We start from the raw sequence: 21,524 nt of genomic DNA on the forward strand, positions 1-21,524 counted from the left end.
TTTTGTTTTATTGTATTATTTGATTAGAACAACAAAGACAAAGAAAGGAGACTATGATGTCCTGGTCATTTGATAATACAAAACCGATTTATTTACAGATTATGGAAAAAATCAAACTACAGATTGTTTCCCATGAACTGGAACCCAACCAACAGCTCCCTACCGTGAGAGATTTGGCGAGCGAGGCTGGGGTCAATCCCAATACCATTCAGCGCGCCTTGTCTGACCTCGAACGTGAAGGATTTGTATATAGCAAGCGGACAACTGGTCGATTTGTCACCGAGGATTTGGACCTCATCCTTCAGTCCCGCAAACAACTTTCCGAGGAGCAACTGCAACAATTCGTCTCTTGCATGCTTCAATTTGGCTACAAAAAAGAAGAACTGCCAAATGTATTAAGCGACTATATTAAAGGAGTTTAAGACTATGACACTACTAGCACTTGAAAATGTAACAAAATCATATGGAGCAACTGCGGCACTTGACAATATCTCACTAGAGATCTCAGCCGGAAAGATTGTCGGGCTCCTTGGACCAAACGGATCCGGAAAAACAACCCTAATCAAACTGATCAATGGCCTCCTTCAACCAAATAAAGGACGTGTTCTTATTAATGGACAGGATCCAAGTCCTGCTACCAAGGCGATCGTCTCCTACCTACCAGATACAACCTACCTCAATGAAGAGATGAAGGTTAAGGATGCTCTAACCTATTTTAAAACCTTCTATCAGGATTTCAATCTCGAAAGAGCCCAACACTTGTTAGCTGATCTCGGTATTGATGAAAACAGTCGCCTCAAGAAACTATCAAAAGGGAACAAGGAAAAGGTCCAACTCATCTTGGTTATGAGCCGTGAAGCCCGCCTCTACGTTCTGGACGAACCAATCGGAGGCGTGGATCCAGCTGCCCGTGATTATATCCTCAATACCATCATCAATAACTACTCACCAACCTCTACGGTGCTGATTTCAACCCACTTGATTTCAGATATTGAGCCAATCTTGGATGAGATCATCTTCCTCAAAGACGGAAAAGTCGTCCGCCAAGGAAATGTTGATGATATTCGTTACGAGTCAGGTGAATCAATTGACCAGCTCTTCCGCCAGGAATTTAAAGCCTAAGCAAAGGAGATTATTATGTTTTGGAATCTAGTTCGTTATGAATTTAAAAATGTCAATAAATGGTATCTGGCACTCTACGGAGCTGTACTTGCAATTTCAGTTTTGATTGGAGCTTTTATTAGCAGTCTTAGCCAGAGTTACAATCCTAACAATGCTGCTTATTTCATCTTCTTTTTAGTACTAGTCTTTGGAGGACTCAGCGTCACTCTTTGGATTGCAACAATCTTTTTAATCATCCGAAGATTCAAGGGGAGTGTTTATGACCGCCAAGGGTACTTGACCTTAACCTTGCCTGTCTCCGAGCACCAAATCATCACCGCAAAACTTTTAGGTGGTCTTGTCTGGTCCATCTTAGGCTATATCGTCTTTATCTTGAGTATATTGATTATCATCTTCTTAACACCAATTGAAAAAGACTTCACTGCCTTCTATAACTTCATTTCCCCTTACCTCAGTTACGGTGGACTTTATGTGGTTTCACTACTTGTCGGTTCGATTACATGGATCTTGTCCATCTACCTCGCAATCTCGATCGGTCAACTCTTTAATGAGTATCGAACAGCTATGGGGATTCTAGCCTATATCGTCATTGCCATCGTTATTGGTTATATCACCTTCTTCTTACGAATTGAAAATGACTTTCATACGATGATTGGAGTAGAAATCCTTCGTGATCTCGTTCTAGCGACGATCTATTACCTCGGAACCTACTACATCTTGAAAAACAAGGTTAATTTGCAATAAAAAATGCCCAGCTAGAAAGCTGGGTTTTTCTTTAACTCAATATCAAACTGGCTACGATGGGACTGACAAAGACGTAGAGAATACCAGTGACACCGATAGCCAAGCCACCCATGGCTCCTGCTACTGAGCCGTATCGAAAGGCTGTTCCCGTTCCGACAGCATGACCTGTTCCTCCAAGAGAAAGTCCCACAGCCACTGGATCATCAATCTTCAACCACTTCAAAAGGGTTGGTCCGATTACACTGGTCAAGATCCCAGTAGCTACTACTACGACCAAGGTTACAGTTGTTAAACCTTGCAATTTTTCTGTGATTCCCACTGCCATGGCGGTTGTCACTGACTTGGGAAAGAGAGAAATGGCTAAGAAAAAGTCCATACCAAATATTTTCGCTACTATGGCAGTGAAACTAGTATTGACAACTACTGCTAGCAGACTACCAAAGAGAATACTCCGTGCATGGTGCTTCATCAGGTGAAAACTCTTATAAAGCGGAATCCCTAGAGCCACTGTCGATGGGACTATCAAGTTGTTCAGATAAACCCCACCTTGGTAATAATCTTGATAAGAAATACCAGTCACCTTGAGGAAAATAATGATAAAAATAGCAGACAACAGCAAGGGTGTTGTCAATGGATGGGGAAAACGTCTGTAAATCAACATCCCCACTAGATAAGCTAGGATAGATAATGCAATCCCAAACAGAGGATTCGATACAAATTCACTCATTTGGCATCTCCTTTCTCATAATCTCCCTCAAATCGTCTCTTGATGAACTGAACCACTAGGGCGATGAGGATAATGTTGATGACAGCCGCAAAAAAGACAATCAAGACGATAGGCAAAAGATAAGGGGCAATCACATCAAACTTTTCCATGATACCCACTGCTGGCGGCAAAAAGAGAATGGTCATATTGGCCAGCAAGAAATTTCCAACCATGTTGACATGTCTGGTCCTTAGCCACTTGAACTGTAAGGCTAGAAAGAGAATAATCAAACCGATAATACTGCCTGGGATGGGCAGATGAAAGAAACTAGAAATTCCCTCTCCGATAAGAGAAATCACAAAGAGAATCATTAATTGAACATATAATTTCATCCTAAACTCCACGAAATAGACTTCTTGCATACCAGTTTACTCTTTTTTCAGAAAATTTCAAGGAAATATCGCAATTCTTATCTCTTGCAAGGATTAGTTAAAAGTAGTATAATCATTGCATGCGCAATCATCTTGTGTTGTAGAGACAGTCAGTAATGACTTTGTGATTTTACTTTGAAAAGAAAGGAGAAAGTAATGACCTATTTGGAAAAGTGGTTTGACTACAACCGCCGTCAAAAGGAAATGGAAGCCTTGTTGGAAGAAACTATTGCCCAGCAGAGTGAACAAAGACTGACCTTGAAAGAGTTTTACCTGCTCTACTATCTGGACCTCGCTAATGAAAAATCCTTACGGCAGATTGATTTACCTGATAAACTCCATCTCAGTCCCAGCGCTGTTTCTCGAATGGTGGCCCGACTAGAAGAGAAAAACTGCGGTTTGCTTAGTCGCCGGTGTTGCGATCAGGATAGACGGGCTAGCTTTATCTGCCTGACTGACGAGGGACAGACAACTCTAGCTTACCTGCAAAAGGCTGTCGAAGAAAGACTGGAAACGAGTCTTGAATTCATTTCGTAATCAGATTTTTTAAAAAAGTTGCGTGCGCAATCATTTTTCTTGACATTCCTCTTTCCAAGGAGTACAATAAAGTCAAGATCAAACAACAAAGGAGTTTTATATGATCGAAATTACCTACCTAGATGCCAGCAAGCAAGAGAGAACCATGACTTTCGAGTCTTACCAAGACTTTGAACGTTCTCAACACGCCTGCCTTATCGGCGTCGCGGATTACTATACTGTCCAAAAATTAACCTACAATGGTCATGATTTGGACTACCATGGGACTTATGGAGATGTCTTCTTCTATCTCATGAAACAAGATTTAAGCCAATATAACTAAAAAAGGAGAAATACAATGGCAAAAGCAATTACAGATGCAACATTTGAACAAGAAACAAAAGACGGTTTGGTCTTGGTAGACTTCTGGGCAACTTGGTGTGGTCCATGTCGTATGCAAGGTCCAATCTTGGACAAATTGTCTGAAGAACTTTCAGAAGATGTCTTGAAAATCGTTAAAATGGACGTTGATGAAAATCCAAACACAGCTCGTGCTTTTGGAATCATGTCTATCCCAACCCTTCTCTTCAAAAAAGATGGCCAAGTGGTAAAACAAGTTGCTGGAGTACATACTGCAGAACAAATCAAGGCCATCGTTGCTGAATTGAGCTAATCACACGAGAGACCAAGTGCTTCATTTGGTCTCTTTTTTCTTGCCCTTTGCCATTTTTCAAAAAATATGCTAGACTGTAGATAGAATATTACGATGTTTGGGACATGCCATCGCTAAAAAAAACCTCTACTTGGTATTTTTTAGCTCCCCTCAAGGGAGCTTTTTGCGTGCTCTGAACATTTTCCACTTTGGAAGGAGTACTATGAAACGTCAATCAGCCTTGGTCGTCTTTAGTGGCGGTCAAGATTCCACAACCTGCCTCTTTTGGGCTAAAGAACACTATGAAACAGTCGAAGCCGTCACCTTTTCCTACGGCCAACGCCATCATCTCGAAATTCAAGTTGCTAGAGAAATCGCTAAGGAACAAGGCATTCGTCATCACATCTTAGATATGTCTCTGCTGGGACAAATCACTGAAAATGCCCTGACCTCTGATATGGAAATCGAGCAAAAAGAGGGAGAGGTTCCCAATACCTTTGTTGACGGCCGCAACCACCTCTTTCTATCCTTTGCAGCAGTTCTTGCCAAGCAACGAGGCATTCAAGATATCGTTACTGGTGTCTGCGAGACAGATTTTTCTGGCTACCCTGACTGCCGGGATGTCTTTGTCAAATCTCTCAATGTCACTCTCAACCTTGCCATGGATTACGACTTTGTTATCCAAACACCTCTCATGTGGCTAGACAAGTCTGAAACTTGGGAATTAGCCGACCAACTCGACGCATTTGACTACGTTCGTGAAAGGACCTTGACCTGCTACAATGGGATTATCGGAAGTGGCTGCGGTGATTGTCCAGCCTGCCACCTGCGTCAGCATGGCCTTGATGTTTATCTCTCACAGAAAGGAGAGGGTTAATGTTTTTTGCACCCAAAGAAATCAAACAGGAAACTGGGGAGTCTCTTGTCTACAATCCTCACAGAACCTTGGTATCAAAAGAGTTCACCTTCGACGCTGCCCACCACCTCTTTCACTATGAGGGAAAATGCAAATCCCTGCATGGCCACACCTATCATCTGCAAGTTGCTGTCAGTGGATTTTTAGATGAACGTGGTATGACCTACGATTTTGGAGATATCAAAGCGATCTACAAGAACTACTTAGAACCCCACTTGGATCATCGCTATCTCAATGAAACCTTGCCTTATATGAATACAACCGCTGAAAATATGGTTTACTGGATTTTCCAAACCATGAGTCAAGAGTTGCCCGACGAGCGCGGTCTCCGTTTGGAATACGTTCGCCTCTATGAAACTCCGACTGCCTTTGCAGAGTTTAGACGGGAGTGGTTAGATGACTAGGGAACGTGTCCTCAAACTACCAGTTCTGGAAATTTTTGGCCCTACCTTTCAAGGTGAAGGTCGTGCTATCGGGCAGAAAACCATGTTTGTCCGTACTACTGGTTGCGACTACCATTGCGACTGGTGCGACTCTGCCTTTACTTGGGATGGTTCTGAAAAGCCAACTCGCATGACCGCTGATGAAGTCATTGCTGCCTTAGATAAGCTAGGAAGCTACGACTACGTCACCCTGTCTGGGGGAAATCCCGCTATCCTAGCAGCCAATATGGCCGAACTCGTCACCAAGCTCAAAGAACGTGGGGTCACCCTTGCTGTTGAGACCCAAGGTTCTCGCTGGCAAAATTGGTTAAAAGATATCGACCAAGTCACTCTGAGTCCTAAACCTCCTTCATCAAAGATGGAAGTCAACTTTGAGACCTTGGACTTTATCGTTTCCCAACTAGATCCAGACAAGGTCACCTTTAAAATCCCTGTATTTGACGATAACGATTTGGCCTTTGCCAAAGGGATTCAAGAGCGCTACCAACCAGATGTCCTCTTCTTATCAGCTGGAAATCCTGAGCCCAAGGCTACAGGTAATATTGTCCAAGACCAACTGGACCGTCTCAAAGAACTCTGGGAACGCGTCGCTGCTGACGATAGCTGGGGCAATGTCCGCGTCCTTCCTCAACTTCATACCCTCCTCTACGACAACCAACGTGGTGTTTAAATTAGAAAGAAAAAATCATGTCACAACAAGAAGAAATGAAAAACCTTAGCCTCCTCGGCAACAAAGAAACCAACTACATTTTTGACTATCAACCAGAAGTCCTCGAATCTTTTGACAATCGTCATGTTGAAAATGACTATTTCATCAAATTCAACTGTCCTGAATTTACCTCGCTTTGCCCAATCACTGCTCAGCCAGACTTTGCGACCATTTATATTTCCTACATTCCTGACAAGCTCTGTGTCGAGTCAAAATCCCTCAAACTCTACCTCTTTAGCTATCGAAATCATGGAGATTTTCATGAAAACTGTATCAACACCATCGGGAAAGACTTGGTCAATCTACTAGACCCTCGCTATTTGGAGGTATGGGGAAAATTCACTCCGCGCGGTGGCATCTCAATCGACCCCTACTACAACTACGGTAGACCTGGAACTAAGTATGAAGGATTGGCAGAACAGCGTCTCTTCCAACACGACCTTTATCCAGAGAAAATTGACAACCGCTAAACTCATACTCAATGAAAATCAAAGAGCAGACTAGGAAGCTAGCCGCAGGTTGCTCAAAGCACTGCATTGAGGTCGTAGATAAGACTGACGAAGTCAGCTCAAAACAGTGTTTTGAGGTTGCAGATGGAACCTGACGTGGTTTGAAGAGATTTTCGAAGAGTATCATACGAAAAAGCCTTGTTCCTCAAACTGAGGAGCAAGGCTTTTTGAGTTTCAATTATTCTTCTGTTCCAAGGAAGTTTTTCGCAACAAGAGCTGCAAGAACACCACCAACGATTGGGGCAAGGATGAAAATCCATACTTGTTGAAGGGCTGCGCCACCGACCAAGACAGCTGGTGCCAAGCTACGAGCTGGGTTAACTGAAAGTCCAGTAATGTTCAATCCAACAAGGATCATCGCCATCAAGGACAAGCCGATTACCAAACCAGCGATTGCGCCATTGCCCTTGCTTGCTGATGTTACCGTCATGATAACTAGGACAAACAAGAAAGTTGCGATGACTTCAAACAAGAAACCGCCAAAGACAGTGACACCGTTTGCCAAGGCGTTTTCACCAAGGCTAGCAGTTGACATGCCTGAGTTAGACAAGAGGAAGAATACTGCAGCTGACGCAAAGAAAGCTCCAACTACTTGTCCAAGGATGTAGTTTACAAGTTCTGAAGATGACAAACGTTTGTTTACAAACATAGCAATCGAAACAGCTGGGTTCAAGTGAGCCCCTGAAACAGTTCCGATTGAGTAAGCTGCAACCACAATTGCCAGACCAAAGGCAAAAGCAATTCCAAGGTGTCCAAGGCCATTAAGACCATTTCCAAAAACAACAGCTCCTGTTCCAATGAACACAAGCATAAATGTACCGATTAATTCAGCAACAAATTTTTTCATGATAAGTCTCCTTTTTTAAACTATGTATTAGTCTATCAAAAGAAGGAAAGGGTTTCAAGAAAATTGACTGGAAAGTTTTTTGAAAATCATAAAATGACTAGCTAATCTCTAGTATTGAAAAGATTGAATGGCTTCTTTCAAGGCATCTTGTAAACTATTTTTCTGGTCAAGTTGGATATAGACTTCCAACAGACTGGATCTGAAGTTGGAAAATTTATAAAAATCTTCCCTCTCTTCTATTGGAAAGTCAACAGTTTTTATCCAAGAAGCTACTTGTTCCTGATCTAATTTCCCTTGCAAAATGGGTTCATAAAGTACTCTCGCTAAGCGCCAATCCTCATCATTTGTAAAACGAATGGGAGTTCTTTTAAATAATTGACCCAGTACATCAAATACTTCATAATCTCTGTTTTTAGGAAAATCTGGATGACAAACGACTTCAGTCAAGAGATCCGCTCCATGCGCAAAAGCGTGAACCCAACCATACTGACTTGAAAATCCTGTCGTATCCTTTTCTTTTTTAAGATAATACAAACCTTGAGATAGCATAGCATTTCTTATATCAGCTTTTAATCCTTTATAGAAAAGAGAGTGCTCATTACCATCTGCAGACAAAAGATTGGCATAAATAAGCGCCCTAAAAGAACGTTTAAGAGCCGAAACTCCTCTACTATCAATCTCTTTGTATAGACCTTCACCAAAGGAGACCTCTTCTGAAATAAACTGAAACTGCCCAAGGGAAAACAACTCTTCTTGAATCCCTCTAGCCAAACTCGTAAAAACAAGTTCGTCTCGAATTTCTGGAGAGGGATCTCCCAAACGCTCGAGCAACCACTGAATTTCTTCTCGACTATAGCTTGGTTTTTCTTCTGTCACTTTTCTTTGTAATTTTTTACGCATCTCAAGTACCTCTACATTTCTAGTAACTTATCAAAAAGCCATCAAAAGATGACTTTCTGTTCTTTAAACTCCGAATTCAGCACATACTCTATAGTAGGTTTAATTCTGGCATCCTGTTTCTTTACTCCCCCAACTCAGCACTGTAGGCGATAATCTGGTCAACTGTGTCTGACAAGAATTGGATGGTATCACGGAGTGGTTTGTCTGTTGAAATATCAGCACCGATAATCATAGCTGACCCAAGCGGTGTCTTGCTACCACCTGATTTGAGGAGATTGAGCCAATCTTCAGCTCCAGTTTCTGAATGTTTCAAATGAAGGTACCCCGCAGTCGAGATAACAAGTCCAGCAGAGTAAGTGTAACTATACAAGCCCATGTAATAGTGAGCTTGTCGCATCCAAGTCAAGGCCGCATCGTCGTCAATTTCAATAGCATCTCCCCAGAAATCTGTCAAGACTTCCTTCATAATGCTGTTAAGTTTGCTTGCTCCGAAGGTTTCTCCTTCTTCAATCAATGTATAAACCTTACGCTGGAAGGCTGCTTCCAAGAGGTGGGTGATGAAATTATGGAAGTAGGTGTCTGTCAAGCGATGAGCAAGAGCGAAGCGTTTTTGACGTGGATCATCAGACTGGTGCTCCAAGTAGTCACTGAGAAGCAATTCATTGAAGGTTGATGGCGCTTCGACATAGTAAGTAGACATGTGGGCATTGAAGTAACTTTGGTGATTATCTGAAAAGATGAATTGACCAGAATGCCCGATTTCATGAATCAAGGTATAAACATCGCTCAAACGACCAGTCCAGCTCATGAGGACATAAGGGTGCACGCGATATGGATCCGCCGCATAACCACCAGAATCCTTGCCACTATTAGCAGCGAAGTCCACCCAGCGTTCTTCTTGATAGCGCGCAACTTCCTGACAATATTCTTGTCCCAAAGGTTCTACTGACTTCATGACCAAATCATAGGCGTCATCAATAGTCACTTCAGGATTCAGGGCGCTGTCCAAGTCCAATTTCCAGTCTGCAAAGGTCATCTTTTCAAGACCATTCACCTTGGCAACATGCTTGAGGTATCTCTGAGCAACTGGCGCAAAATCCTTCATGATGAGGTCAATCTGGCGGTCAAACATGGCACGGTCAACTTCTTGCTCAGCTAGGAGATAATCAAAGACTGAGTCATAGCCCTTCATATCAGCCAATAGTTTTTCAGACTTAACTTGGGCTAAATAGGCTGCAGCTGCCGTATTTTGATGCTTACGGAGTCCCTCTGAGAAGGAGCGGAAAGATTTCTCACGAACCTCAGCGTCCTCGTGGTTTTGGTAGAAATTCTCATAGGTAACAAAGCTGTTTTTATAGGTCTTGCCATGGGCTTCAAAGTCAGCCATTTCAAAGTCCCCAGCTCGCATCTTAGTGTAAATGTCCTGTGGACTGTAGAAAACTTCTCCCAGATTTGTCAAAGCCTTCTCCACATCAGCCCCTAGGTAGTGGGCTTTTTTGATTTTGGCCTGACGAATGGCTGCCGTCAAGTGAGGCAATTTACCCAAACGGTCCAAGACCTCCTCGTCTGCTGCCACCAAGGCGTCGTCAAAGAAAGTCAAGGCTACACTGGCATCTGTTTCAAATTCCATCCCAGCTTGGGCAATGTTGGCAAAATCTTCATTGCTATAGTCTGTCGTCTGAGGCATAAAGGCATAATTACCAATATGGCTCATCTGGATATAGATTTGCTCCAATTCCGCAAAGGCCTTTTCAAAATCTTCAAAAGTATGAAGATTGCCCTTGTAGTCACGGCTAAATTGGTTGATGTCTTCGCGAGCTTTCTCGATTGCACGCAAGAAATCCTCACGGTCTTGGTATAGGGCTGTTAAGTCCCAAAGTTCCTTTTCTGGAAATTCTGAACGGTGTTTTTGTTCCATCTTCTTCCTCTTATTTTTCTAATTCTACTAAAACACTAAGGGCTGATAAGGCATAAAGCGGGGCTGTTTCTGCTCGTAGGATACGAGGGCCAAGACCTGCCAAAATGGCTCCTTTAGCTTCAAAACTTTCAATTTCTGCTGGTGAGAGACCACCTTCCGGACCAAAGATAAAGAGCAATTTGGCTCCTTTTTCAAGACCAGCAACTGCTTGTAAGAGCGCAGCAGCTTCTCCTTCTTTTGCTGACTCTTCATAGGCCACTATGATAGAGTCAAACTGGTCTAGTTGGGCTAGAAAGTCTGCTTTTTTCTCAAAAAGTTTGATACTTGGAACGATATTACGTTTACTTTGTTCTGCCGCTCCAAGGGCGATTTTTTCTAGTTTTTCAACCTTTTTAGCCAATTTCTTACCATCCCACTTGGCAACTGACCAGTCTGCAGGGAAGGCCCAGATTTGACTGGCACCAAGTTCCGTCACTTTTTGAGTGATGAACTCGAGCTTGTCTCCCTTGGGAAATCCTGATGCGATGGTTACTTGGACTGGTAGTTCCACATTGTCAGTTAATTCTTGGACCAACTCAAACTGACGATTTTCCACATCTATCACGCGCGCCAAGCGCTTGATGCCATCATCAAAGACCAAAGTTACCTGGTCATCTTCCTTCAGGCGCATAACCTGAAACATATGCTTGCTGGTTTCTTTATCCTCGATAGTCACAGGTGATATAGCACTGCCTTTGACAAAATACTGCTGCATCCTAGCCTCCAATCACACCTGAAATATCCTTAGTTTTCTTAAAGACACAGGCATTCCATTCCCCTTGAATCATGTGGGTTTCAAGGAAAAATCCTGCTGACTCAGCCGACTCGCGCACCATGTCCCACTTGTCCTTGATAATGCCACTCATGATGAGGTAGCCTTCATCTTTGACCAAGCGATAAGCATCCTCTGTCAGATGAATGAGAATATCCGCCAAGATATTAGCCACGATGACATCTGCCTCAATTTCCACACCCTTGAGCAAATCTCCGGCAGCTACATGGATATTTTCCATGCCAGGGTTGAGTTCAATATTTTCTTGAGCAACACGAACTGCCACATCATCCAAGTCATAGGCGAAGATTTCCTTGGCACCCAGAAGCGAGCTGGCAATAGAAAGAACACCTGAACCAGTTCCTACATCAAGCACCGTTTCGCCGCCACGAAGAACCTGCTCCAAGGCGAAAAGGCTCATCTTGGTCGTTGGATGCGTTCCAGTCCCAAAAGCCATGCCTGGATCCAGCTTGATAATCTTTTCTCCAGCAGCCGCCTCGTAGTCCGTCCAGGACGGCACAATGGTCAAGTCGTGAGTGATGCGAGCTGGCTCATAGTATTTCTTCCAGTTGTCTGCCCAGTCTTCCTCAGCCAAGGCAGTCGTGCCCATCTTGACCTCTCCTAGATCCATAAAATCAGTTAATTCTGCCAGGCGAGCCTGCAAATCTGCCTCAACCACTGCCACATCAACCGTATCAGGGTAGTAGGCTGTCACCACGATTTCTTCCTGCTGTTCGACTTCAGGGAAGATCTCACCAAAACGGTCGACATTCCCCACATAGTCCATACTATCTTCGATCGCAACACCTTGCGCCCCCAGCTCAATCAAGAGATTGGAGACCAATTCCTCTCCCTCACGCTTAACTGTAACTTTTAACTCTTGCCATGTTTCCATATTTAAGATACCAAGCCCGTAAAACACAAAGCCAAAATAGGAAATTCTCTGAAGACGCTTGTGTCTAAGAGAAGTTTATCTTTTTGGCACAGTGTTTAGGGCGGGTTCAGTTTAGAAATTTAACCGAACCATCCTTTCTAATCACTTACTTTATAATAATCTTTTAATCTCTCTTGCAAATGAGGTACAACTTGACTGGAGCCAAGAAATTCCTCAATGCTCATCAACTTGTAGCCCTGCCCTTCGTTACCAAAGACGATACTGTCAAACTGTTCCTGAGCCAACTTCCCAACTAGAAAGACGGATTCCTTCCCCTCAAAAAGCATACTTGGATACACCTTACTCCAAAGCAGGCAATCTTCAGTCAGATGAATTCCCAGTTCTTCATAAACTTCACGCGCCGCGCACTCAAAAGGACTTTCATCGCCTTCTCGCCCGCCACCTGGCAATTCCCATGTATTAGGGTATGGAATGTTTTCCTTATCATCACGCAAGATAGTTAAAATCCTATCCTCACAAAACAGGGCAATTTTGCAACCTGTAAAATCAGAAATTTCTATTTCCATATCAGACTCCTTCGGATAATTCTTTCTCCAACTCTGCTAACCAGTTTTCATAATAACGTTTCTCATCCCGCACCAAACGGCTAGTCACCATGTTTTTTCTAGCAATTTTTATAGCCTTGTCAGTCTGATCCCTATCTTTCTTTACCAGAAATTGATACCATGATTGCATTATCTGCGTATCTGCCATTTTTAGAGATAAGAAGGACTTGACTCCTCGATTGCTTGCATATTCCTCTGCTTTCTCATGATCCCTTTCAAGCAAGGCAATTTGAAGAAGGTATAATTGGGAAAGAGTTTGAGACATCGGATTGTCTGTTTTATCTAATAAAAACTGAAAGTGTTTCTTGGCAGTCTCTATCTGACCATCGAATATGAAAACTAGTCCCTGGAAAATCTGAATGCTTTCTGCAAAACTCCCTCTCACATCCTCAGCAATAGGCATGATAAAGTCTTTCAAATCATATTCTTGAGGAGCTAGCAAGGTCTGAGCAGAATGCCTCAACACCGAGTAGGCGTATTTCGTATTTCCAGGATGTTGTAGCAATTCCCAGATTTTCGCTCCATCGGTAATCCCAACTGGCTTAGCATTGATGAGAAGAAAAGATAGATTTAGACAAATCCAAGTAGCTGCAAAATACCAGTTAGCTGTCAAAATTCCATACAATAGCGCCAATAAAATCAAGCCAAGATGAACCATCAAGCCTCCTGAAAGCATCAGGATGATTCTTTGATCGCTTTCATCTTCTTTTAATCCAATATACTGAGCGCCAACATTTTTCAGAACAGCTGTTCGACTAAGATGAAACTTGCCTGACTTTTTGGTCAAAAGAAAATTTCCTAATCCAAAAGCCACCAGGCGATAGCCTGTCAGGTAACCGCAAAATGCATGACCTAGCTCATGAAGGATAAATATCAGATAAATGCTGAGAAAAGTAAATAGATAGCCTGGAACAAAGACTAACGAGAAACCTAGCTCTTTAAAGGCAATCGTCCCAAAAACAAATCCCAGCATCAAAAAAACAAAGGACATACCAGAAATAAAAGACAAGCCTATTTTCTTCATATACTTTCTCCCCTAGTCTCTAATATCTCGGATAAGGATAAAATTCTCCTTCTTCCAAGCCGACTTTTCCTTCTTCAAAGACTTCTTGGTTCCATTCCATGACAAATTCTTCTGCTTCTGGGTCTTCCAAAAAGTCCATGAGGGCATCCAGCCCAACCTCGGCAGTATCTTTCAGGAAAAGGGCAAAATAAGCTAAAAACTCGCGAGAAAATCCTTTTTTAGGCAGATAAGGAATGACAGCCAAATAATCTTCTGCATTAACTGTTGACTTAGCAGGATTGTAAAAAAGCACTGCTTCTTCAAAGAGAATATCATCCGAAGAAACCTCTCCGTCTTCATCCACCATCTCCACACCTGTAGCGTTTTGCGCTTCCAAGAGAAAACTCACTTCAACCGCGTGGTTGCGCTTGTCCCAGCTAATCTCATAGTCAAAAGGAAAGTTCTTGTCCAATTCTTCCTCTAAAACATCTAAAAATCCGTATGTTGCCATTTTGTCCTCTTTCTATGCGACTCTTTAATCGCCCCGATTGCTCGGAAATATGCTAAAATAGATACTACCATCTTACCACATATACATCAGAAAATCCATGTTAGAAAGGACTGCTATGCCAGACAATCTCGCGCTTCGCATGCGCCCTAAAACTATCGACCAAGTCATCGGTCAAAAGCATCTGGTAGGACCTGGAAAAATTATCCGTCGTATGGTGGAAGCCAATCGTCTGTCTTCCATGATTCTCTACGGACCTCCAGGAATCGGCAAAACCAGTATCGCCTCTGCCATCGCTGGAACAACCAAGTATGCCTTTCGGACCTTCAATGCCACTGTTGATAGTAAAAAACGGCTCCAAGAGATTGCTGAAGAAGCTAAATTCTCAGGTGGCCTTGTACTGCTACTAGACGAGATTCATCGTCTTGACAAAACCAAGCAAGACTTTCTCCTTCCTCTCTTGGAAAGTGGACTTGTCATCATGATTGGGGCTACGACTGAAAATCCCTTCTTTTCTGTCACTCCTGCCATCCGTAGCCGTGTTCAGATTTTTGAGTTGGAACCTCTGTCCAATCAAGATGTCAAAGAAGCGATTCAGATAGCTCTAAGTAACCCTGAGCGTGGTTTTGATTTTCCAGTAGAGCTAGATGAGGAGGCGCTGGATTTCATCGCAACCTCTACAAACGGAGATCTTCGCTCTGCCTTCAACTCACTTGACTTGGCTGTTCTCTCTACCCCTGAAAATGATAAGGGCATCCGCCATATCACTCTTGATATCATGGAGAACAGTCTGCAAAGGAGCTATATAACTATGGACAAGGATGGGGATGGCCACTATGATGTCCTCTCAGCCCTGCAAAAGTCCATCCGCGGCTCGGATGTGGATGCCAGTCTTCATTACGCAGCCCGCTTGATTGAAGCTGGGGATCTGCCTAGTCTCGCTCGTCGTTTGACCGTCATCGCTTATGAAGATATCGGTTTGGCCAATCCTGAAGCTCAGATTCATACTGTAACTGCTCTAGATGCTGCTCAAAAGATTGGCTTCCCAGAAGCTCGCATCCTCATTGCCAATGTCGTGATTGATTTGGCCCTTTCACCCAAGTCCAACTCAGCCTATGTGGCTATGGATAAAGCTCTTACCGACCTCAAAACATCAGGTCATTTGCCTATTCCCCGACACCTGCGTGATGGTCACTACAGTGGAAGCAAGGAACTGGGGAACGCTCAAAACTATCTCTACCCCCATAGCTATCCTGGACACTGGGTCAAACAAGACTACTTGCCAGAAAAGATTCGCAATCATAGCTACTTTTCACCAGAGGAAACTGGTAAGTACGAACGGGCCTTAGCTCAACGCAAGGAAACCATTGATAAATTAAGAAACTTGTGAAATCCTTTTCAAAAAAAATAAATTTTCCACTTGAATTTTTTAAAAAAAGTGGTATCATATAAATATAGAAACGCTGTGGTGTACGACTTCACACTTAAGTGTTGACCGACTATTTTTTGTATTATTAGGGAAACAAAAGTCTTCTAACAGCATGTAGGCCGTCTCACACGGAAACAGCTTCAGTTAGAGCGAGTTGCCCACCTGCTTAATTGCGCGGGTTCAATACAAACCGTGAAGTTTCGGCACCAATACAGCTTTTTATTTGCCTTCTTAGCTCAGTTGGTAGAGCAGTAGACTCTTAATCTATGGGTCGCAGGTTCGAGTCCTGCAGGGGGCATCTAAACAACAGGAAAAAGCCTTGATTTACAAGGCTTTTTTGTTTGTCTATAACTGATTTGCCCTACATTTAAATCTATCTTTTCTTTTTGAATCAAATTACATCTTAACAAATAGTGTAAAGCCAGTTACTTTTGCTTTGATGCCATACAATATTTTCATGTAGAGAAGACAAATTTTATCTTCTCTTTTTATTTTCAAAATAATAAAAACTGATTTTCTTTTCATAAATCAGACTGAAACTTCCAAATTTTCCATTTTGTTTATTGACATTTCCTCTAAAAAGGTGTATAATATTTTTATTATCAAACTATACTATACTATATAGGGGGTATTGAAATGAAATTTTCTAATCGTTTACTGCTATTCCTTGCAGGAGTTGTTTTTGTCCTTTTAGGACTTTTCCTATTTACAAACCCAGTAGCTAATCTTGTTGCTTACAGCTGGTGGATTGCATTTGGTTTACTGGTTTCTTCTATAGCAGCTATTTTAGGCTATTTCTCTGTACCAAAAGAGCTTCGCTCACCAGCTCATCTTTTCCAAGGGATTGTTAATCTTCTCTTAGCTCTTTACCTCGTTGCCTATGGCTTTGTGACGCTGCCAGTTGTCATTCCAACTATTTTAGGAATTTGGTTAATTGTAGAAGCCATTATAGTTTTCTTTAAAGGCAATCGTCTGGGATTGATTTTCCCTATTATTGGCAACCATATCATGTGGATAGCGTTGCTTGCATTTTTACTAGGTCTAGTGATTTTGTTCAATCCAGTAGCTACAAGTGTCTTTGTCGTTTATGTCGTTGCCTTTGCATTTTTAATTGTTGGTTTCACCTATATCCTTGATGCCTTTCGTAAATAATCTAGCTGCCATTTTGGGCATATTAAAATAGCTGGGAAGTTACATTCTCAGCTTTTTCTGTTGCCTCCTTAGCTCAGTTGGTAGAGCAGTAGACTCTTAAGCTATGGGGCGCAGGTTCGAGCCCTGCAGGGGGCACATCTAAATCAACAGAAATAAGCCTTGAAACCAAGGCTTTTTTTAACGTCTAATAGCTTTTTGTAGAAAAGTATTTAAAAATAAAAGAGAAGAGAATCTCTCACTCTCTTCTCAGTATATCTTATTAAATTTAGTTTTTCTTAATCTAGCTGATTTTCCTTTGCAACGACAAATTCCTTAACCAATCGATAGATAACAGCAAATATCGGTGTAAAGAATATCATCCCAAGTAAGCCAAAGAGATTGCCTCCAATACTAGCAGCCGCAAGCGTGAAAATAGCTGGCAAACCAATAGACTGACCTACAACTCTAGGATAAATAAGGTTTCCTTCAATCAGCTGTATAACTTGATATAGAAGAAGAGAAAGTAAGGCTTGAGTAGGACTCACTGTGAAGATAAAAATCGCTCCCACAACACAAGCAATCATAGGCCCTACATAAGGAATGAACGATAGCACTCCTGCAAAGATACCTGTCATTACTCCATAGGGTATCCCAAACACGCTGTAACCAACCGCTATCATAACTCCTATGATAACTGCTTCAATCAGCTGACCCATCAAAAATTGGTCATAAGTCTCTAGTGCTACTTGTCCAATGTAAGTCAACTTTATCACCACCTTCTCTGGAAGAAAAACTTTTAGAAGTCGACTCGTCATCGCTGCCAAATGTTCCTTACTGGATAAAAATAAAAAGGTGAAGACTATAATCAAAAAGGCATTCATCAAACTTGAAAAAATATTGCCGATATTACTAGTCAGACCTGATAAAAAACCTATCAAAGCTTGGCTAATAGAACTAGATTGTCCCTGTATGCCTGATACGATAGTTGACAACATGTCTTTGGTTACAAATTCCGAGCTGCCTAGCAATTTCCCAAGTTGAGTAAGGACTGTTGAAAGGACTGTTCCCAGCTGACTAATAGTCTGGGCTAGGGTTGGCAGCACCAAAACCAAAAGAGCAATCACGATTAAGATAAGAGCTAGGAAAACAAGTACCATGGCAATCGGACGACGCAACTCTGCCTTTACCTTCAATTTAACTAAGTACTGTTCAATTTTTTTCATAGGAACATTAAGCACAAAAGCAATAACAGCACCATAAATCAAGGTTGATATTACATCAAAGAGAGAGATTGCTCCTGATATAAAGCTCGATGCATTCAGAATTACAAGAGCAACCAGCCCTATAAAAAGTATTAACGGGGTGTATTTTTTTACTAAGTTCATAAATTCTCCTTAATAAACATGTTTAGATACGACTATACTATTTGGTTTTTCAAACTCTCGATTAAGGTAGGCTTGGTAAGTTCCTGGAGCGATAAATCCTTTGGGTGAGAGGATATCGGTGCCAGCCTGACCGACTATGGTATCAGCCAAGAGCACACAGTTTGTAGATAAGACAAAGTAGGATTTAAACTTAGATTTGATAAATTTATAAAGTTCCCCATCTGTCTCATGTCTGATTTTATAAGCGTAGGTGTAGTCTTCCTTACCATCACCTGTCATGATTTTATCTGCACTTGGCTCCCATGGAATCGTCAGTTGTTTCAATTCAGCCAACTTTTTCTGAACTGCTTTTTCCATTTCAGGCGTCAAATCTATCCCATAACCAAAAAGCGTTTTTTGACTCTCACGTTTACATAGGTCAATGTACTTGTCACGATCACAGAAATATAAGACACCATCTCCTACCATGCCAAATAAGGTCTCAGAAGACGGATCATAGTTGCCATAAGAAATAACACGGCCTTGATAGCAGATATCCACATGACCAATTGCCGAAAACAGAGAGGTCTCAGCTGTATGAACAAAAATTTCAAGCTCCGCTGTCTTACCAGACTTCACCATTCCAAGATGGATATCCTCTCTCTCATCAGCATTTTCCTGCATGAATTTGTTGATTTTTGCTAAAGTTCTTGCAGGGATGAGAGCGGCTAGGACAATAGGTAAGCTAATTCTAATGCGACGTTTGAGATGGTTTTTCCCAATTTCCTCCTCAAACAAGAAACCATCACGGATATTGGACACACCATAAAGGAAAAAATAAGCCCCTAATACAAAGAGTTGAAAGACAGAATTTCCTGTAGAGGACAAAAGACTAGTCCCACCAAGAAAAACTAGTACGAGTCCATCTAGTAAGAGACGAAAACGAGGTCGAATTTTGTTTTTGCGGTAGAGAACATAGGTGACAAGGTTAATACTAGCATGAAAAATCTGATAAACTCCAATCACAAGAGCCAAAATATAAATCGGCACATCCGTCGCAAGATTGGAGCCAAGCAAATATCCCAGCACTAACAATTTAACCAGTGCAACTCCCAAGGTGTCCGTTGACTGACTTTTTTTGAAAATACGTAATACTAAATCTAAGACCGTTGCTATCCAAGCTAAAAACAGAACCAGTCGAATAACCTTTACTGGCAACCAAGTCCCCGTGACCATCAAGATGAGACCTAGCAGAACAAACAAGAACCCCTGAGCAAGTAATTTCTTACCTGTCAGACCTAAAGATAGAATTTTCGCCATATAAAAACCTTTCAACAATAAAAATTAAACACTCCGATTAAACTGACTAGTAAATAGCCAACACTACAAACAGCCTGTGCCAGCAACATATGGTGACTAGAAATGACTGTAGTAATGTCACCATCTTGTCTTATGCACTTCTAAAATTTGTTATATTGATTAGAAACCAGAGCTTATAAAAACTAGCTAAACTCGAGAGATAGACACAATTGCGACGAAAAAATGTATAACCAATTCAACCTGTTAAGGTAAGAAAGCATTATTTCCAATCTATTAATTATTCATCTATTACCTATTATGACACAATATTCCCTATAGTTCAACTTTTACTTGTTTTTATATTACACGGACTAAAAAGTTTTCAACAGTTGATTGCATTTGTTTTAATAAGTTTTAACCTTTCTTGGTTAGATAAAAAAAGAACCATACAGTTTAGAATCTGTATGGTTTTTGCCCCACTTTTGTCCCATTTTTAAATCATGACATTGAAAATACCTAAAATCACTTATATTTCAATATTTTTAATTGCTCTCAATATGAAAGTCCTTTCCAAATCCCTGTAGGGGGCATCTAAATACAACAGGAAAAAGCCTTGATTTACTAGGCTTTTTTGTGTAGTCTTAGCACTAAAAAACGATAGAAAAAACACCCCTTCTGAACTGCACCCCAAAAGTTAGACAGAAAAAACCTAACTTTTGTGGCGCAGTTCATTCGCGTCACATGAAGTTATTTAAGCATCTCCCTTTTTTTTTATTACCATTTTCTGTTATAATAAATTGTACTTCTAAAATAGAAAGGTCTTAAGATGACAACTCTTATTAAACATAAACGTGTAGAATTTTCAGAACTTTTTTATGACCTAGTTTTTGTTTTTGCAATTTCAAAAGTAACTACTTTAATTGACCATCTTCATAACGGTATTTTGACTTGGAATTCTTTCCTTGATTTTTTCATTGCTACTTTGTTTCTCATCGATTCCTGGATGATTCAAACCGATTATACCAATCGCTATGGAAAGAACTCTTTATTTAACATAGTAATCATGTTTATCAAAATGGGAATTTTACTCTTTATAGCCAATATGATTGGACCTGATTGGCAACAATATTTTCATTATCTCTGTTGGGCTATTGGTACATTAACCCTTACCTTATTTTTTCAATATTTGGTTGAATTTTTTAGAAAATCAACCGATGATGCTAATCGGGAAAGTATCAAAGGTTTTCTATGGATAACAGGTCTAGGAAGTTTAGGATTCTATCTAGCAGCTCTTCTTCCTATTTACCTTAGAGTCTATATCTTATTTGCTAGTATTCTGCTAACATTTATTATGCCAAGTATCTTGCTTAATAAAGATAAGCATTACCAGGTAAATCTCCCCCATTTAATCGAGCGCATCTCCCTTCTTGTCATTATTACGTTTGGAGAGATGATTACGGAGCTAGCTAACTTCTTTACAATCGAGAATTTCTCGATTTATTCGGTTCTTTATTTCATTATTATGATTTCTCTGTTCTTGTTTTATTTTGGTCAATTCGACCATGCTATTGATGAAAAATCTAATCAAAAGGGACTATTTCTAATTTACAGTCACTATCCTATTTTCATTGGACTTCTTATGATGACCGTTTCGATGAGTTTTCTTCTGAATCCTGAAGCTAATCGTCTCTTTGCAACCAGCTTCTCTTATATCGGATTTGGCCTCTTTCAAGCTGCTGTCCTAGTAAATGGGCCCCATAACAAACACTATCTTCGCTATTCGAAAAGTTACTACTGTGTCCAAGCGACACTCTATCTGGCTGCCTTGATTCTCTCTTTAATCTTTGCTTCTAATCCTATAATAGTAGTAAGTATTACAACCATTTTAGCTCTAGCTATAGCTATTCATTCTATTTATTTTTATATGACACAGACTAAAAAACATTCCACACCTTACTGGGAGTTGTTTTAATGAGTTTATAAGATTAAAAAGCTTTGGGAACCAAGGCTTTTTGTTGTTCTGAACTAAAAAATGACAGGATTGTTAGGATATTCTGAGTTTAGTA

At 41.1% G+C, this 21,524-nt stretch carries 25 protein-coding genes and 2 tRNA genes; 15 read left to right on the plus strand and 12 right to left on the minus strand.

Translation table 11 applies throughout. From position 1 onward, the window contains the following. The first annotated feature begins 56 nt into the window (after window positions 1-56). The 3 genes from ACT17O_RS08015 to ACT17O_RS08025 are packed head-to-tail and all read left to right on the plus strand — an operon-like array spanning window position 57 to window position 1,866. Window positions 57-422, plus strand: a complete 366-nt coding sequence (locus ACT17O_RS08015) for a GntR family transcriptional regulator (protein WP_000119117.1) — start codon at window positions 57-59, stop codon at window positions 420-422. 4 nt (window positions 423-426) lie between these two features. Continuing rightward, entirely contained in the window at window positions 427-1,122 is a 696-nt protein-coding gene (locus tag ACT17O_RS08020) for an ABC transporter ATP-binding protein (protein WP_000173188.1), read from the plus strand. A gap of 15 nt (window positions 1,123-1,137) precedes the next feature. Beyond that, the gene (locus ACT17O_RS08025; protein ID WP_444817400.1) at window positions 1,138-1,866 is read left to right on the plus strand and encodes a hypothetical protein; all 729 of its coding nucleotides are present in this window, start codon (window positions 1,138-1,140) and stop codon (window positions 1,864-1,866) included. A gap of 31 nt (window positions 1,867-1,897) precedes the next feature. Here ACT17O_RS08025 and ACT17O_RS08030 read toward each other — a convergent pair whose 3' ends face one another. Together ACT17O_RS08030 and ACT17O_RS08035 are read right to left on the minus strand one after the other, a co-directional pair. Further along, on the minus strand, window positions 1,898-2,593 hold the full coding sequence (locus tag ACT17O_RS08030; RefSeq protein WP_001288937.1) for an LrgB family protein: 696 nt from the start codon (window positions 2,591-2,593) through the stop codon (window positions 1,898-1,900). Next, window positions 2,590-2,964 (minus strand): CidA/LrgA family protein, encoded by a 375-nt coding sequence (locus ACT17O_RS08035; protein ID WP_000781325.1) that lies wholly within the window; start codon window positions 2,962-2,964, stop codon window positions 2,590-2,592. The genes ACT17O_RS08030 and ACT17O_RS08035 overlap by 4 nt, the downstream gene beginning before the upstream one ends. A 195-nt stretch (window positions 2,965-3,159) precedes the next feature. Here ACT17O_RS08035 and ACT17O_RS08040 point away from each other — a divergent pair, with 195 nt between their 5' ends. The 7 genes from ACT17O_RS08040 (at window position 3,160) to queF (ending at window position 6,709) form a co-directional block, all read left to right on the plus strand. Further along, window positions 3,160-3,540, plus strand: a complete 381-nt coding sequence (locus ACT17O_RS08040) for a MarR family winged helix-turn-helix transcriptional regulator (protein ID WP_444817401.1) — start codon at window positions 3,160-3,162, stop codon at window positions 3,538-3,540. 100 nt (window positions 3,541-3,640) lie between these two features. Next, the gene (locus ACT17O_RS08045) at window positions 3,641-3,862 is read left to right on the plus strand and encodes a DUF4649 family protein (RefSeq protein WP_000570263.1); all 222 of its coding nucleotides are present in this window, start codon (window positions 3,641-3,643) and stop codon (window positions 3,860-3,862) included. A 15-nt stretch (window positions 3,863-3,877) separates the two neighbouring features. Next, window positions 3,878-4,192 carry a thioredoxin gene (gene trxA, locus ACT17O_RS08050; RefSeq protein WP_001029581.1) on the plus strand — a complete coding sequence of 105 codons (315 nt, stop codon included), beginning with the start codon at window positions 3,878-3,880 and terminating at the stop codon, window positions 4,190-4,192. Window positions 4,193-4,394: 202 nt separating this feature from the next. Then, complete coding sequence (queC, locus tag ACT17O_RS08055; protein WP_000828777.1) at window positions 4,395-5,048, plus strand: 7-cyano-7-deazaguanine synthase QueC; 654 nt, start codon at window positions 4,395-4,397, stop codon at window positions 5,046-5,048. After that, entirely contained in the window at window positions 5,048-5,491 is a 444-nt protein-coding gene (gene queD, locus ACT17O_RS08060) for a 6-carboxytetrahydropterin synthase QueD (protein ID WP_000464583.1), read from the plus strand. The genes queC and queD overlap by 1 nt, the downstream gene beginning before the upstream one ends. Then, complete coding sequence (gene queE, locus ACT17O_RS08065; RefSeq protein ID WP_437236713.1) at window positions 5,484-6,200, plus strand: 7-carboxy-7-deazaguanine synthase QueE; 717 nt, start codon at window positions 5,484-5,486, stop codon at window positions 6,198-6,200. The genes queD and queE overlap by 8 nt, the downstream gene beginning before the upstream one ends. Window positions 6,201-6,217: 17 nt before the next feature. Further along, window positions 6,218-6,709, plus strand: coding sequence for a preQ(1) synthase (queF, locus tag ACT17O_RS08070; protein WP_000082582.1), 492 nt, complete (start codon window positions 6,218-6,220; stop codon window positions 6,707-6,709). Between the two features lie 217 nt (window positions 6,710-6,926). On the opposite strand, the gene ACT17O_RS08075 is transcribed toward queF, so the two are convergent. The 8 genes from ACT17O_RS08075 to ACT17O_RS08110 form a co-directional block, all read right to left on the minus strand. Then, window positions 6,927-7,595: an MIP/aquaporin family protein gene (locus tag ACT17O_RS08075; RefSeq protein WP_084878792.1), complete on the minus strand. Its 669-nt coding sequence runs from the start codon at window positions 7,593-7,595 to the stop codon at window positions 6,927-6,929. Window positions 7,596-7,703: 108 nt separating this feature from the next. Then, window positions 7,704-8,495 (minus strand): DUF2785 domain-containing protein, encoded by a 792-nt coding sequence (locus tag ACT17O_RS08080; RefSeq protein WP_444817402.1) that lies wholly within the window; start codon window positions 8,493-8,495, stop codon window positions 7,704-7,706. 121 nt (window positions 8,496-8,616) lie between these two features. Further along, on the minus strand, window positions 8,617-10,413 hold the full coding sequence (pepF, locus tag ACT17O_RS08085) for an oligoendopeptidase F (RefSeq protein WP_444817403.1): 1,797 nt from the start codon (window positions 10,411-10,413) through the stop codon (window positions 8,617-8,619). Between the two features lie 10 nt (window positions 10,414-10,423). After that, window positions 10,424-11,167: a 16S rRNA (uracil(1498)-N(3))-methyltransferase gene (locus ACT17O_RS08090; RefSeq protein ID WP_200370972.1), complete on the minus strand. Its 744-nt coding sequence runs from the start codon at window positions 11,165-11,167 to the stop codon at window positions 10,424-10,426. A 1-nt stretch (window position 11,168) separates the two neighbouring features. Further along, the gene (gene prmA, locus ACT17O_RS08095) at window positions 11,169-12,119 is read right to left on the minus strand and encodes a 50S ribosomal protein L11 methyltransferase (protein ID WP_444817404.1); all 951 of its coding nucleotides are present in this window, start codon (window positions 12,117-12,119) and stop codon (window positions 11,169-11,171) included. Between the two features lie 137 nt (window positions 12,120-12,256). Beyond that, entirely contained in the window at window positions 12,257-12,685 is a 429-nt protein-coding gene (locus ACT17O_RS08100) for an NUDIX hydrolase (RefSeq protein WP_444817405.1), read from the minus strand. 1 nt (window position 12,686) lies between these two features. Next, window positions 12,687-13,748, minus strand: a complete 1,062-nt coding sequence (locus ACT17O_RS08105; RefSeq protein WP_444817406.1) for a site-2 protease family protein — start codon at window positions 13,746-13,748, stop codon at window positions 12,687-12,689. 19 nt (window positions 13,749-13,767) lie between these two features. Then, window positions 13,768-14,238, minus strand: a complete 471-nt coding sequence (locus ACT17O_RS08110; protein WP_038804952.1) for a DUF3013 family protein — start codon at window positions 14,236-14,238, stop codon at window positions 13,768-13,770. A 115-nt stretch (window positions 14,239-14,353) separates the two neighbouring features. Between ACT17O_RS08110 and ACT17O_RS08115 the strand changes: the two genes are divergently transcribed. The 4 genes from ACT17O_RS08115 (at window position 14,354) to ACT17O_RS08130 (ending at window position 16,951) form a co-directional block, all read left to right on the plus strand. Further along, on the plus strand, window positions 14,354-15,625 hold the full coding sequence (locus ACT17O_RS08115; RefSeq protein ID WP_444817407.1) for a replication-associated recombination protein A: 1,272 nt from the start codon (window positions 14,354-14,356) through the stop codon (window positions 15,623-15,625). A 264-nt stretch (window positions 15,626-15,889) separates the two neighbouring features. Beyond that, a tRNA-Lys gene (locus ACT17O_RS08120) sits at window positions 15,890-15,962 on the plus strand. Window positions 15,963-16,300: 338 nt separating this feature from the next. Further along, on the plus strand, window positions 16,301-16,816 hold the full coding sequence (locus tag ACT17O_RS08125; RefSeq protein ID WP_000672740.1) for a DUF308 domain-containing protein: 516 nt from the start codon (window positions 16,301-16,303) through the stop codon (window positions 16,814-16,816). Window positions 16,817-16,878: 62 nt separating this feature from the next. Further along, window positions 16,879-16,951 (plus strand) — tRNA-Lys (locus tag ACT17O_RS08130). A gap of 140 nt (window positions 16,952-17,091) precedes the next feature. Here the strand turns inward: ACT17O_RS08130 and ACT17O_RS08135 are convergent. Both ACT17O_RS08135 and ACT17O_RS08140 read right to left on the minus strand, forming a co-directional pair. Further along, window positions 17,092-18,180, minus strand: a complete 1,089-nt coding sequence (locus ACT17O_RS08135) for an AI-2E family transporter (RefSeq protein WP_444817408.1) — start codon at window positions 18,178-18,180, stop codon at window positions 17,092-17,094. Between the two features lie 9 nt (window positions 18,181-18,189). Next, complete coding sequence (locus tag ACT17O_RS08140; protein WP_001062783.1) at window positions 18,190-19,479, minus strand: membrane protein; 1,290 nt, start codon at window positions 19,477-19,479, stop codon at window positions 18,190-18,192. An 805-nt stretch (window positions 19,480-20,284) separates the two neighbouring features. Between ACT17O_RS08140 and ACT17O_RS08145 the strand changes: the two genes are divergently transcribed. Next, complete coding sequence (locus ACT17O_RS08145; RefSeq protein WP_049478431.1) at window positions 20,285-21,430, plus strand: low temperature requirement protein A; 1,146 nt, start codon at window positions 20,285-20,287, stop codon at window positions 21,428-21,430. Window positions 21,431-21,524: the final 94 nt, after the last annotated feature.

This window comes from Streptococcus sp. HJ1 (genome assembly GCF_052399005.1).
In the GTDB taxonomy this organism is placed as follows: domain Bacteria; phylum Bacillota; class Bacilli; order Lactobacillales; family Streptococcaceae; genus Streptococcus.